The following is a 13,064-nucleotide window of genomic DNA, read 5'->3' as shown; positions in this document are numbered from 1 at the left end:
GTTCTAGCTAAGGTCTACCGCGATGCGTACCAGCCAATATCTGCTTTCCACTCTCAAGGAAACCCCCTCCGACGCTGAAGTTGTCAGCCACCAGCTGATGCTGCGCGCCGGGATGATCCGTAAACTGGCCTCCGGCATGTATGCCTGGTTGCCAACCGGTCTGCGGGTACTGAAGAAAATCGAGAACATTGTTCGCGAAGAGATGAACAATGCTGGTGCCGTCGAAGTCTCCATGCCAGTAGTGCAACCCGCCGAGCTGTGGCAGGAGTCCGGCCGCTGGGATGACTACGGTCCCGAGCTGTGCCGTCTGACCGACCGCCACAACCGTCCCTTCGTGCTGGGCCCGACCCACGAAGAGGTGATCACTGCGCTGGTGCGTTACGAAGTGAACAGCTACAAGCAGCTGCCGCTCAACCTCTACCAGATCCAGACCAAGTTCCGCGACGAAGTGCGCCCCCGTTTCGGCGTGATGCGTGGCCGCGAATTCCTGATGAAGGATGCCTACTCCTTCCACATCGACAAGGAATCTCTGGTCGATACCTACGAGAAGATGCACGCCGCCTACTGCAAGGCGTTCACCCGCATGGGCCTGAACTTCCGTCCGGTGCAGGCCGATACCGGTTCCATCGGTGGTACCGGTTCCCACGAATTCCAGGTGCTGGCCGAGAGCGGTGAAGACTTGATCGCCTTCTCCGACAGCTCCGATTACGCCGCCAACATCGAGATGGCCGAAGCGCTGGCGCCGGCTGGTGAGCGCGCTGCCGCCACCGCAGCCCTGACCAAGGTTGCCACCCCGAACGTCCACACCATCGACGAAGTGGCCGCTTTCCTGAACGTGGCACCGACCGCCATCGCCAAGACCCTGCTGGTACTGGCAGAGGAAGATGAGCACGGCACGCAGGCCGTCATCGCGCTGGTACTGCGTGGCGACCACGAACTGAACGAAATCAAGGCAGAGAAACTGGCTGGCGTGGCCAACCCGCTGACCTTCGCCAACGACGAGCAGATTAAAGCTGCCGCCGGTTGCGATGCAGGTTCCATCGGCCCGGTCGGCTTTGCCGGTCGCATCATCGTCGATCGCAGCGCAGCCCATCTGGCGGACTTCGTCTGCGGCGCCAACGAGACCGGCTTCCACCTGACCGGTGCCAACTGGGATCGCGACATCACCGCTTACGAAGTTGCCGACCTGCGCAACGTGGTAGAAGGCGACCCGAGCCCGTGCGGCCAGGGCAAGCTGCTGCTCAAGCGTGGTATCGAAGTGGGCCACATCTTCCAGCTGGGTACCAAGTACTCCGAAGCGATGAAGGCGAGCGTGCTGAACGAAGCTGGCAAGTCCGTCACCATGGAGATGGGTTGCTACGGTATCGGGGTTTCCCGTCTGGTAGCTGCCGCCATCGAGCAGAACAACGACCAGTACGGCATCATCTGGCCGGACGCCATCGCCCCGTTCGAAGTGGCCATCGTGCCGATGAACATGCACAAATCCGAGCGCGTGGCCGAACAGGCACAGCAGTTCTACGCCGAGCTGAAAGCCGCTGGTGTGGACGTGCTGTTCGACGACCGTAAAGAGCGCCCGGGCGTGATGTTCGCCGACATGGAGCTGCTGGGCATCCCGCACGCCATCGTCATCGGCGATCGCGGTCTGGACAACGGAGTGGTGGAGTACAAGTGCCGCCGCACCGGCGAGAAGCAGGAAGTGGCCATCAGCGACATCATCGCCATGCTCAAGGCCAAGCTGGGCCGTTAATTCCGCACTCTTCCCGATATAAAAAAGCGCGCCATTTGGCGCGCTTTTTGTTTCTGTGTGCTGACGACGGCAACCGGATGAAGGGTTGCCTCAGGGATTGCGACCGATAAAGAGGTCGGTCACGTGGCAGCTGCTTCTGGCTTCCAGCGCGTCGAGCATATAGGCCGCCGCATCTTCCGGGGTCATGAAGCCACTCGGGTCCACGTGATCCGAGTTGTCCCAGAATTCGCTGCGGATCCCGCTCGGGTAGAGGTTGACCAGCCGCAACGGCGAGCCTTTCAGCTCGGCGCGCAAGGATTCGAGAAAGCCGCGCATCCCCCATTTGGAGGCGCAGTAGAGGCTCTCGTTGGCCTTGCCCACCTGAGCGGCGGAGGAGAGCACATTGGCCAGCACTCCGCCTTTCTCCCCGATAAGCCGCACCGTCTGCTGGGCCACCAGAATGGTGGAGATGAGATTGCTCTCCACCACCCGGCGGATCTGCTCGGCGGTGTAGACACAGACCGGGCCAAACTCGCCCACCCCGGCGCAGTGGATCACCATGTCGGGCAGGCCGCCCCACTCCACCGCTGCAGCGAAGGCGACGTCGACCTCTTCATGGTGCGCCAGATCGGCCGCGATGCCGATCACCGCGCTGCCGAGCAGTTGTTCCTGCTCCAGCAGTCGCTGATAACGGCGCCCCATCATGGAGACCTGATGGCCCCGCTCAACCAGTCCGATGGTCAGCGCCCGGCCGAGACCAGAACCGGCACCTGTCACTATGATGTGGCCCATTATCGCTCCTCGTCGTCAGTCGACGGTCAGATTAGAAAGTGAATTCGCCGCCCATGAACCAGCCATCGACAGACTGGTCGATATTGGCGAAGTCGACCTTGGCTTCACGCCAGCCGGCACGCAGCTTGATCGGCATGGAGGAGAACTTGTAGGAACCACCCAGACGGTAGTCATAGTTGTCCGCATCATGAGTGCGCAGATCGCCGAAGAAGGCGATGCCGGTGCCCGGGATCTTCACTTCACTGCCGGCATAGGCCATCAGGGTATCTTCGTCATAACCCTTGCGGCCGAAGTAGACCTGCTCGCCATCGTAGTGACGACCGGTCATACCCAGATCGATCTTGAACAGATCGTTGTTGAACAGACGGTAGTAGAGGCTCAGATCGTAGGCTGTCAGATCGTTCTTGAAGTTGCCGCCGGAGGTGCTGAAATCGGAGACTTCAAACTTGGCGTTCGGCAGGAAGATGATGCCGTGTTCCAGTTGCAGATAGCCGTTCCAGTTGTAGCTGTCGTCATAGCTGCCATCAGCACTGGTGCCATAAGCCTGACCACTGCCCTTGGCGGCCCATACGTCGGCACCGGCGGCAAAACGCCAGTCGTCAGCGGCCATGGCACTCTGGCTGCACAGCGCCAGCACAAAACCGGCAATCAGCGTCTTTTTCATTACGTCACTTCCTCTTGCATACATGGAAAAGAGCACTATTTTACTCGGTGCAGCCAAAATACCCAGCGTCAATCCTGAACAAACGACGACAAATGTCAGTGCTTCATATGCTTCATCTCTGCCATCGGCTCAATCGGCTTCACCGGCAGTGACAGATCCAGCTTCTGACCATCGTCCATGGTGAGGGTGAGCGGGAAAGGGGTCTGCTCGGAGAGCGTGCCCACCTCGAACAACATGATGTGCAGGCTGCCCGGTTTCAGCACCGCCTCGCCCTTGGCCGGGATCTCGATATTCTCGACCTGACGCATCTTCATCACACCATTTTCGTGCAGGTGGGTGTGCAGCTCGGCACGCCCGGCCGCAGCAGAAGCCGCCGCCACCAGCTTGACCGGCTGGTCGGCGTCATTCTTCAGCACCATAAAGGCGGCAGTGTTGGGGGAGCCCGGCGGCAGCAGCCGCACATAACCGTCGACAGCCTCGACCTTGGCCAGTGCAGGCGCCGTCATACCCAGAACCAGCAGAGAATAAAACGCACGTTTAAACATGGTTGAAATCCTTTTATGATGTTGTTAAACGGCGCCAAGGTTACCCCAGCAGCAACCTTTTTTGCACCTTTCAATAACAAGGATTTAGACATGGCCCCCATTCTCATTGCCGAGCAGCAGGATGGCTTGCTCACCCTGACCCTCAACCGCCCCGACAAGCGCAACGCCCTCAATACCGAGCTCTATAAGCAACTGGTGGCAGCGCTGCGAGAGGCGGCAGCCGATGAGGAGGTGCATGTCCTGCTGTTGCAGGGGCAGCAGGATTGCTTTACTGCGGGCAATGATCTGGCCGACTTTATGGGCAAAAGCGCGCTGGAGCCCGACGACCCCATACTGCAGTTCCTCCACACCCTGGCCGATTTCCCCAAACCTGTGGTCGCCGCCGTTGCAGGCCCGGCGGTGGGGATTGGCACCACCATTTTGCTGCACTGCGATCTGGTCTATCTGGCGGATAATGCCCGCTTGCAGCTTCCTTTCGTCGAGTTGGGGCTGGTGCCAGAGTTCGCCTCCAGCCTGCTGCTGCCGCGTCTGGTGGGGCACCTCAAGGCAGCCGAGCTGCTGCTGCTGGCCGAGGCGATTGATGCCGAAGAGGCGCTGCGGCTCGGGCTGGCCAACAAGGTGGTGGCGGCCGATGGATTGCTCTCCCTTGCCCGCGAGCAGGGGCTGAAGCTGGCGGCCAAACCGCCCAGAGCGCTGCAAAAGAGCAAGGCTCTACTGAAACAGGAGCTTAAACAAGCGGTGCACTTTGTCATCGATCTGGAGGCGCGCGCCTTCGCCCAGGCACTGCAAGGGGAAGAGGCGCAGCAACGCATCGCCCAGAAACTCAAACGGCGGGGCTGAGCTGCCGCTCAACGCCTGTCAGTTGAGACGAAAACGGCCGATCAGCTCGCAACCCTGTACCTTGTCCTGCAACTGGATCAGTCGGGCAATTTCCGGATTGGGGTGGCGCTTGAGAAAGGCGAGCAGGGCTCCGCGACAGCAACCCAGTTCGCTGATCAGTGCCTCGCACTCCCGGTTGGGGCATTGTGGCACCAGCGCAGTCACCAGCTCGGAGGCAAGCTTCAGGTAACGCAGCTCATAAGTCGGCTCATCCATCGCCCGCCAGAAGTCGGCCAGCCGGTGACAGGTGGCGACTCGCATGGTGGCCAGCTCGGTCAACTCGACCTGGGTCATCTCGTAAACATCTCCCAGCGCCTGCTGATAAAAGCAGATCGCCGCCCCTAGCGAACCGGCCTGCCAGGCACGCTCCGCCTCCAGCATGTATCGTTGCCAACTTTGCGGTGTCATCTCGCTCTCCCGAATCCGTCATGGTGGGAGTGTTATCATGGCTAATTGAGAATAAATATCAACCAGAGGGTTAGTGCAGGATCTCTCATCACCTTGGCAAAGCATGTGCCCGACCTTATGATCGTGCCCCTCCCCCCTTCTTTGGAGCACACCACAATGCGACCACACCTCCCGCAGATGCTGGGCTGCTCCCTGCTCTGCGTGCCCCGCATGCTGGTCTGGATCTATTAGCTGCGCTCAAGCGAACGCAACCCATCCGATCCATTCAGCAAAGGAGTACCAACATGAACATCTGCCAACACTGGTCGCAGGTCGAATACCTGCACCTGACGGTGACCAACCCCAATATCTGCCTAAAGGGGCAGCACAGCTACTACTCGGGTGCCTGGGATGGCCCCTTCGAAGAGGTGGCGGTGCGCTACCTCCATGGCGATCCCTTCAGCCGCAGCCCGGACACCGGCTGGGAGCCGCTCTGGCATATCGACCGGCTTCATATCGGCGACTATGTGCAGATTGCCGCCGGAGTGAAGATCATCATGGGGGGCAACCACACCCACAACACTGCCTTCATCAGCACCTATCCGTTCGCCGATCTGGCGGCGCTCCAGCGCAGCTACCGCCCCGCAGGCGATACCCGCATCGGCAACGATGTCTGGATCGGCATGGAGGCGATGATCATGCCCGGCGTCACCATTGGCGACGGTGCCATCATCGCCGCCCGCTCGTTGGTCAATCAGGATGTGCCGCCCTATGCCATGGTGGCGGGCACCCCGGCCAGGGTGGTGCGGATGCGCTTTGGCGAGGAGGAGATTGCCCGGCTACAGGCCCTCGCCTGGTGGGATTGGCCGGATCAACAGGTCAACGATCTGCTACCGCTGATCCAGCAAGGTGACGTCGCCCTGCTTGAACAGGCGGCTGCCCGCTGGGCGGAGCGCCATGAGTGACCACCGCTAACCAGTATCTGACAGCATAAGGGCGACCCCGGGGTCGCCCTCTTTTATCTCCGGCATAATCTAGATGCCGGCATCATACATCCGCTCACTGCGCGCTTTTGGACTGATTAAGGCTGCACTGCTTGCCGGGATAACCGGGTAGATCCTTGGCATCGCTGCCGCAGGCGAGCCGTTTGGCCTGTTGCAGGCGGGCCGCCAGATTGGCGCTGTCCACCGGCATCCATTGCATCTGCTTGCCGAGCCAGCTGGCCCAGGCAAACTCGACGAAATAGACCTGTTTATCCTTGCGAAAGTAGCCCGCATTCTGCAGCAGTCCAGCGAGGGTGCGATAGGGATAATCAGGCAGCTTGTCGATGCTGGTCGGCAACTGCTCCGGGGTCAGCGGCTGCCCCTTCTCATCCTTGAGCCAGGCCCAATGGTTGTTCTGCATCTGGCTCCAGAAGTTGGCTTTGTCCTGCAGACGGCCAATCACCTTGACCCGGGCATCCTTGACGCCCTGCTGCCACAGCGCCTTGGTGAGATGGTGCCTGTCCACCAGCCAGTAGCTGCCATCCGGCGCAATCACCACGGGGATCTCTTTCTTTTTCATCAACTTGTCGAGCTGCTTTGCGCTCATGCCGGCCAATGTGGCCTGGGTCTCATCAACCTGGATCTGGCCGACGCCCCCCTGAGTCGGGTGCAAGGCATCGATGCCGATCTCGCACCAGTTGCCCACCGCCGTGTCGCTCTGGCACGGGGCCAACGCCCAGGCACCCTGGCTCAACACACTGGCCAGCAATAACCATGCTTTCATCGTTTGACACTCCTCACCACATTGAACTGCACAGACGCCGGGAACGCTCTTCTACCCCGATTGGGAGTGAGAGTCGAATGCTGGCGGTCAGACCAGCAAACGGGATATCATGATTTCCCATCTGTCGGCGATATTTTCTCGCCGAGTTTTCTCCCCGCTTCACACTATTTGAAGGATCCGACCCATGAAAGGATGGAGCCCCTTGCTGGCCCTGCTGGGCTGTGCCGCTGTCCAGGCTGCCGATATTCCCGCCGGAACACAACTCGCCGCCGAGCAGATTGTCGTTCGCCACCTCAAGGATGAACCTGCGAGCCTGAGCCCGCTCAAGCTGGTCGGCCTGCCGGAGTTGCAGGTACTGCGGGATCTGTTCGAGGGGCTGCTGACCCAGGGGCCGGATGGCAAACCGGTTGCCGGGGTGGCGGCCAGCTGGGAGAACAAGGGCAACCAGTTCTTTACCTTCCATCTGCGCCCGGATGCGCGCTGGTCCAACGGCGATCCGGTCAAGGCCGGTGACTTCGTCTACGGCTGGCGCAAGCTGGTCAACCCGAAAGAGGCGGCCACCTTCGCCTGGTTTGCCCAACTGGCCCGTTTCGACAAGGTGGACGAGATCGTGGCTGGCAAATTGCCTGCCAGCGAGCTGGGGGTCAAGGCCCTCGATGACCACACCCTGCAGGTGACCCTCTCCCAGCCACTACCCTACTTCCTGAACCTGCTGAGCCACCCCAGCCTGTCGCCGCTCCATCAAGCCAGCATCGAGCAGTACGGCAACCAGTGGACCCAGCCCGGCAAACTGGTGGGCAACGGTGCCTTTGTGCTGAACAACCGGGTGGTCAACGAGAAGCTGGAGCTGACCCCCAACCCTTATTACTGGGATCGGGCCCATACCGTATTGACCAAGGTGATCTTCATGCCGATCAATCAGGAGAGCGCGGCCACCAACCGCTACCTGGCTGGCGATCTGCATATCACCGAATCCTTCCCCAAGGAGCAGTACGACAAGCTGAAGCAGCAGATCCCGAATGAGGTCTACACCCCGGATCAGCTCGGCACCTACTACTACGCCTTCAATACCCGTCAGGCACCTCTGAACGATGTGCGGGTGCGCAAGGCGCTCTCCTACACCATCGACCGCGCCCTGATCGCCGACAAAGTGCTCGGCACTGGCGAGAAACCGGCTTATCACTTCACTCCGGATGTGACCGCCAGCTTTACCCCGGCCGCCAACCTGCTCTCCACCAGCAGCCAGCCGGAGCTGGACAGCAAGGCCAAGACCCTGCTCAAGGAGGCCGGTTACGGCCCGGACAAGCCGCTCAAGCTGACCCTGCTCTACAACACCGCGGAAATTCACAAGAAGATGGCGCTGGCCATCGCCAGCATGTGGAAGCAGAAGCTGGGCGCCGAGGTCGAGCTGACCAATCAGGAGTGGAAAACCTATCTCGACAGCCGCCAGAGCGGTCAGTTCGAGGTGATCCGCTCCTCCTGGGTCGCCGATTACAACGACCCTTCAGCGTTCCTTGGCCTGTGGGGCTCTCGTCACAGCGGCAATATGGCTGGCTTTGCCAATGCCCGTTATGACCAGCTACTGGCAGAGGCGGCCAGCACTCAGGATGCCGCCAGCCGCAGCAAGCTGTTTGGCGAGGCGGAGGCGATCCTGCTGGATCAAGCCCCCATCGCCCCCATCTACCAGTACACCAATGCCCGCCTCATCAAGCCATGGCTCAAGGGCTACCCCATCAACAACCCGGAAGATGTGGCCTACAGCCGCCAGCTGTACCTCGTCAAACACTGACACCGGCCACAACGATGCGAGGCCCCGCAGGGCCTCGCTATTGATACTGTTCACACCCTGATTTCCAGCCTAAAATGTCGCCCCTTCTGTTCAATTAATCTTCAATGCCCAGTCAGACATGCGTTATTTGATACTGCTCTCGTTGTTGTGGACCCTGCCCGCGCAGGCCAATAGCGAATCCCAATGCCAGCAAGAGTTTGTCGGCTGGATGCTGCACCAGCAGCAACAGTTCAGCGATCGCAAGTCTGACAAGATGGAGCGGCGCCGTGCCGAACGGGCCATCGAGTTGGCTCGTCAGGAGTACGACAAGCAGACCAGCTTTTGCAAGACGATGGAGCTGGTGCGCAGCTACAAAGATAGCGATCCGCGCTTTAAACCGAGAAGCGGCGAAGTTCACGATTTCACACCGGCCAGCTGACCCTCACTTCATCAATTGATTGTGTTGATTAATTGACCCAAGCCAAGTTCGGGTCACTGAAGAGCCTTAGAATGATTAACTGAGAACGACAATAAAAAACATAGTTATCAGTTGGTTGGCTTTTTCAGGAACGACACATGCCCAGACTCCATCAGGAGGGGGAGATACACTTCCCCGACAACATCGCACTCATCTCGACCACGGATCCCGCCAGTCATATTACCTATGCCAACCAGCACTTCTGTGATGTGGCCGGGTATGGTGCTGCCGAAATGGAAGGGGTACCCCACAATCTGGTGCGACACCCCGACATGCCCAAGGTGGCCTTCGCCGACATGTGGCAGCGGCTGCGACAGGGCAAAAGCTGGATGGGGCTGGTCAAGAACCGCGCCAAAAGCGGTCAGTTCTATTGGGTAAACGCTTACGTCACCCCGATCCTCAATGCGCAGAAGGAGATCGTCGAGTTCCAGTCGGTGCGCACCAAACCCGCCGCCAGCGATGTGGCCTGGGCCGAGCAGCTCTATGGCCTGCTGCGCAGCGGCAAGGCACTTCCCTGGCTGAGCCGGTTTCACATTGAACCGGGTCAGCTGACCCTCTGGCTCTCCGCTTCTGCCTTGCTCACCATCCTTGCTAACTTTGCCACCGGCAACCTGTTATGGCTGCTGCCCACCGCCTTGTTGCTGTTGGCACAGGCAATCCACGGCTGGCGATTGCAGCAGCGGCTGGCTCATCTGCTCACCCTTGCCGATCAAGACAAGGGAACCCACCTCTGTCAGGTGCTCTACACCCGACGGCGCGATACCCTGGCGGCCGTCGAACTGGCCCTGCGGATGAAGCAGGCCGAGCTCAAGGCCGTGGTCGGGCGCAGCGCCGACACCAACCAGCAGATCCTGCAGGCAGCCGAAGATGACCGGGGCAATATCCAGACCATTGATACCCACCTGCAGCAGCAGCGCGCCTACAGCGAGCAGCTGGCGACCGCCATCACCGAGCTGAGCCACTCTATTCGGGATGTGGCCCACAGTGCCCATGAGGCGAGCAATCTGGTCATAGAGGTACAGCAGGTCTCCGACGAGGGGCTGCAAGCATTGGCGACCACCCGATCTGCCGTCAACCAACTCCATCAGGAGCTGGATACCAGCCATGCCGTGTTGGCCCAACTCACCTGCGACAGCCAGAAGATCAGCGGTATTCTGGAGGTGATCAGTCAAATCGCCGACCAGACCAACCTGCTCGCTCTCAATGCGGCCATCGAGGCCGCCCGGGCTGGCGAACAGGGGCGCGGTTTTGCCGTGGTGGCGGATGAAGTGAGGGCGCTGGCCCAGAAGACCCGCGCCTCGACCAGCGAGATCCACGAGATGATCCAGGCGCTGCAACAAACTACACGACAGCTGTCGGACGGGATGACGCAAGGGGCGCAGACCTCGGTGCGGTGCCAGCAGCACGCGGGCACCACCGCCGACGTGCTCACCCAGATCAACCGGATGCTGGGGCAGGTAACCCGCACCAGTGACGAGATCGCCCAGGCGGTGAGTCAGCAGGCCGACGTCACGGCGACCCTCGATGAAGGGGTGCACCAGATCCACCAGCTGGCCAGCCACACCGCCGACAACAGCAGGCAGGCGCTAGATGGCATCACCCTGCTGGTAGAGCGGCTGCAGGACCTCTCGCGGCTGATCAACCAGTTCAGATATTGAAGCGACAGCGATCAAAAAAGCGCGTCACAAGACGTAATGCCGATCAGTTAAGGATCCATTGACCGCTCCTTCTGTTGTGTGAAAATCCGAAACCTGTTGATTGGTTTCGGATTTTTTATACGTATCGACCAGGCTCTCGACCTCCTCCACGCCAGCAATGCTGCCCAGTTTGAGTCACTCTCTGACCTCATTTCTCCCGAGCTCATCATGACGCTGCTCGCCGAAGAGGATGTCGTGACCCTGCGTCGCCGCCGTAGCCCATGGAGCGTCTGGTCTGGGCCATCTTCCGCCATGTCCCCATGACCCAGCTGGTCAATCCGCTCGATATCCTGTTGCCCGGCGACCGCCCCTCTCTGGCACCAGCAGGCCAATCATCCCGGTTGGGCCGGGCTGCAACTGCTATCCGCAGGTGCGCATGCTCTGTCAGATGGAGCTGACCAGCCACCTGCTTGTTCAGGCCGTCATGGAGAGCTGCGCCGTCAACGAGATGGTGTTGGCCGAACAGCTTGTCGCACGCACGCCGGACCACTCGCTCACCCTGTTTGACAAGGGGTTTTACTCCCTCGGTCTGCTCCATGCATGGCAGAGTGCGGGCGTAGAGCGGCACTGGTTGCTGCCGCTCAAAAAGGGCACCCAATACGAGATGGTGCGCAAACTGGGGCGCCAGGATGCACTGGTCTTGCTGAAAACCAGCCTACAGGCGAGGAAGAAGTGGCCGCACCTGCCGGACACAGTGGAAGTCCGCTTGCTGACCCGACACATCAATGGCAAGGAGCGCCAGGTATTGACCTCCATGGTCGACCCGATGCGTTTCCCGGGGGCCGACATCGTTGAGCTCTACAGCCACCGCAGGGGAATCGAGTTGGGCTATCGGGAGATGAAGCACAGCCTGCAACAACACCGACTGATCCTGCGTAGCAACAAGTCAATGGGGATACGGCAAGAGCTGTGGGGCGTGTTGTTGGCGTACAACCTGCTGCGGAGCCAGATGGTGAAGATGGCGGCGAGTCAGCTGAGTTTTCACATGGCATCGGTGTACCTCATCCATGAACTGAGCTGCATGCCGTACCTGTCACCGGGGAGTATCCCGAAGCGGGTGGCAGAGCTGGAGTTTGTATTGCCGGAGCGAAGGGAGCGGAGTTACCCCCGCAGTGTGAAGGCAAGACCACAAAAGTATGCGGTGCAAAAAGCCAATAAAAACAATGCCAGTCAGGCTTAACTGACTGGCATTAGGCCCCATGGGCCCGTTTTTTTATCTGTCGCTCAGGGGGCCAGATTAATCAGCGAGGTGAGGATGTGATCCTCCCAGCGGCCATTGATCATCAGATACGCCCGCGCGAATCCCTCCCGCTCGAAGCCGAGCCGCTCCAGCAAGGCGCCACTGCGCTGATTGGCTGGCATATAGCAAGCCATGATGCGATGCAGATCGTGCTCCCGAAACAGGTAGTCAATGGCAGCTGACAGCACCTCTCTCATCACCCCCTGCCCCTGATGCTGCTGGTCGATGGCATAGCCCAGATGACACGCCTTGAAGACTCCCATCAGGATATTGCTGAAATTGCAGGTGGCGATCACCCGCTCGCCAGCCGGATCGAGAGCCACCAGATTGACACCGGTGCCGTTGAAGAACTGGCTGTAGCTGTCCTGCAGCCGGGCATGCCAGTAAGAGAGGGTGTAAAAGTGCTCGTCCCGAAGCGGCTCCCAAGGGGCGAGATGGTCGCGGTTGCGCCGGTAGAAGTCGAGCATCATGGGGGCCTGATCCGGCGACAGTATGGTCAGGTGGGTGCGGGCCGTCTTGATATGTGGCAGCGCCATCAGGACTCCCTCTGTCTTAGCCACTCATCGCGCAGCAAGCTGTAGTGGGCATGGTCTACAATCCGGTTGCACAGCCGCTCTGCGCGCCGGGTCACCCCCTCAAGCTGCATTCCGAGCCGTTCACAAACAGCCCTGCTGGGCTCGTTATCGGTGGCGGCGCTGATCTCCACCTTCTCCATCCCCATCTCCTCGAAGGCGTGGTGGATCAGGGCCTGACAGGCCCGGGTGATGATGCCGTTACCCTGCCAGCGCTCCGCCAGCCAGTAGCCGATGACCACCTTGCCAAGGTCATGATCGATGCTGTTGTAACCTATGACCCCCACCACCTCCCCCTGATACTCGATGGCAGTGGTGAGCCCCTCGCCGCGGGCGAACTTCTCGATGGCACTGCGAATGAAGAGGGCGCTGTCGACAGGGCGCTGGATCAGTGGCGGCCAGGGCAGCCACTGGGAGAGGTACTCCCGGTTGTCATTGCAGAGGGCAAACAGTTCGCTCGCCATATCGGGCTGCAAGAAGAGCAGCGCAAGCTCGTCGTCCAACTGCCATGAAAACATGGGATTCTCCTTTCAAATCAGTGATCAAATC

General features: G+C 60.1%; 13 protein-coding genes and 1 pseudogene. 7 read left to right on the top strand and 7 right to left on the bottom strand.

Annotated elements, in window-relative coordinates:
- Positions 1-22 precede the first annotated feature (22 nt).
- The gene (locus AACT07_RS12660) at positions 23-1,747 is read left to right on the top strand and encodes a proline--tRNA ligase (protein WP_069528066.1); all 1,725 of its coding nucleotides are present in this window, start codon (positions 23-25) and stop codon (positions 1,745-1,747) included.
- A gap of 90 nt (positions 1,748-1,837) precedes the next feature.
- On the opposite strand, the gene AACT07_RS12655 is transcribed toward AACT07_RS12660, so the two are convergent.
- From AACT07_RS12655 to AACT07_RS12645, 3 genes are all read right to left on the bottom strand, one after another.
- Complete coding sequence (locus AACT07_RS12655) at positions 1,838-2,518, bottom strand: SDR family oxidoreductase (protein ID WP_069528065.1); 681 nt, start codon at positions 2,516-2,518, stop codon at positions 1,838-1,840.
- A 31-nt stretch (positions 2,519-2,549) separates the two neighbouring features.
- The gene (locus tag AACT07_RS12650; protein WP_005354809.1) at positions 2,550-3,182 is read right to left on the bottom strand and encodes a TIGR04219 family outer membrane beta-barrel protein; all 633 of its coding nucleotides are present in this window, start codon (positions 3,180-3,182) and stop codon (positions 2,550-2,552) included.
- A 95-nt stretch (positions 3,183-3,277) separates the two neighbouring features.
- Positions 3,278-3,727 carry a copper chaperone PCu(A)C gene (locus tag AACT07_RS12645; RefSeq protein WP_005335782.1) on the bottom strand — a complete coding sequence of 150 codons (450 nt, stop codon included), beginning with the start codon at positions 3,725-3,727 and terminating at the stop codon, positions 3,278-3,280.
- Between the two features lie 90 nt (positions 3,728-3,817).
- Here AACT07_RS12645 and AACT07_RS12640 point away from each other — a divergent pair, with 90 nt between their 5' ends.
- Positions 3,818-4,567, top strand: a complete 750-nt coding sequence (locus tag AACT07_RS12640; RefSeq protein ID WP_069528063.1) for an enoyl-CoA hydratase-related protein — start codon at positions 3,818-3,820, stop codon at positions 4,565-4,567.
- 18 nt (positions 4,568-4,585) lie between these two features.
- Here the strand turns inward: AACT07_RS12640 and AACT07_RS12635 are convergent, their stop codons facing one another.
- Entirely contained in the window at positions 4,586-5,014 is a 429-nt protein-coding gene (locus AACT07_RS12635) for a DUF2753 family protein (protein WP_005335785.1), read from the bottom strand.
- Between the two features lie 284 nt (positions 5,015-5,298).
- On the opposite strand from AACT07_RS12635, the gene AACT07_RS12630 reads away from it, so the two are divergent.
- The gene (locus AACT07_RS12630; RefSeq protein ID WP_069528061.1) at positions 5,299-5,958 is read left to right on the top strand and encodes a CatB-related O-acetyltransferase; all 660 of its coding nucleotides are present in this window, start codon (positions 5,299-5,301) and stop codon (positions 5,956-5,958) included.
- Between the two features lie 94 nt (positions 5,959-6,052).
- Here the strand turns inward: AACT07_RS12630 and AACT07_RS12625 are convergent, their stop codons facing one another.
- Positions 6,053-6,760 (bottom strand): ParB-like protein, encoded by a 708-nt coding sequence (locus AACT07_RS12625; RefSeq protein ID WP_069528060.1) that lies wholly within the window; start codon positions 6,758-6,760, stop codon positions 6,053-6,055.
- Positions 6,761-6,944: 184 nt separating this feature from the next.
- Here AACT07_RS12625 and AACT07_RS12620 point away from each other — a divergent pair, with 184 nt between their 5' ends.
- The 4 genes and pseudogenes from AACT07_RS12620 (at position 6,945) to AACT07_RS12605 (ending at position 11,883) form a co-directional block, all read left to right on the top strand.
- Positions 6,945-8,549 carry a peptide ABC transporter substrate-binding protein gene (locus tag AACT07_RS12620; RefSeq protein ID WP_069528058.1) on the top strand — a complete coding sequence of 535 codons (1,605 nt, stop codon included), beginning with the start codon at positions 6,945-6,947 and terminating at the stop codon, positions 8,547-8,549.
- A gap of 118 nt (positions 8,550-8,667) precedes the next feature.
- Positions 8,668-8,967, top strand: coding sequence for a hypothetical protein (locus AACT07_RS12615; RefSeq protein WP_005335795.1), 300 nt, complete (start codon positions 8,668-8,670; stop codon positions 8,965-8,967).
- A 137-nt stretch (positions 8,968-9,104) separates the two neighbouring features.
- A complete protein-coding gene (locus tag AACT07_RS12610; RefSeq protein ID WP_069528057.1) occupies positions 9,105-10,664 on the top strand; it encodes a methyl-accepting chemotaxis protein in 1,560 nt (519 codons plus the stop codon).
- Between the two features lie 117 nt (positions 10,665-10,781).
- Positions 10,782-11,883, top strand: a pseudogene (locus tag AACT07_RS12605) (IS4 family transposase).
- 44 nt (positions 11,884-11,927) lie between these two features.
- Here the strand turns inward: AACT07_RS12605 and rimJ are convergent.
- Both rimJ and AACT07_RS12595 read right to left on the bottom strand, forming a co-directional pair.
- The gene (rimJ, locus tag AACT07_RS12600) at positions 11,928-12,479 is read right to left on the bottom strand and encodes a ribosomal protein S5-alanine N-acetyltransferase (protein ID WP_069528055.1); all 552 of its coding nucleotides are present in this window, start codon (positions 12,477-12,479) and stop codon (positions 11,928-11,930) included.
- Positions 12,479-13,033 (bottom strand): GNAT family N-acetyltransferase, encoded by a 555-nt coding sequence (locus AACT07_RS12595; protein WP_069528053.1) that lies wholly within the window; start codon positions 13,031-13,033, stop codon positions 12,479-12,481. Before AACT07_RS12595 ends, rimJ begins: the two co-directional genes overlap by 1 nt.
- Positions 13,034-13,064 lie beyond the last annotated feature (31 nt).

This window comes from Aeromonas sp. ANP5 (assembly GCF_963870295.1).
Taxonomy (GTDB): Bacteria; Pseudomonadota; Gammaproteobacteria; order Enterobacterales; family Aeromonadaceae; genus Aeromonas; species Aeromonas veronii.
This window is presented reverse-complemented; position numbering and strand designations above follow the sequence as displayed.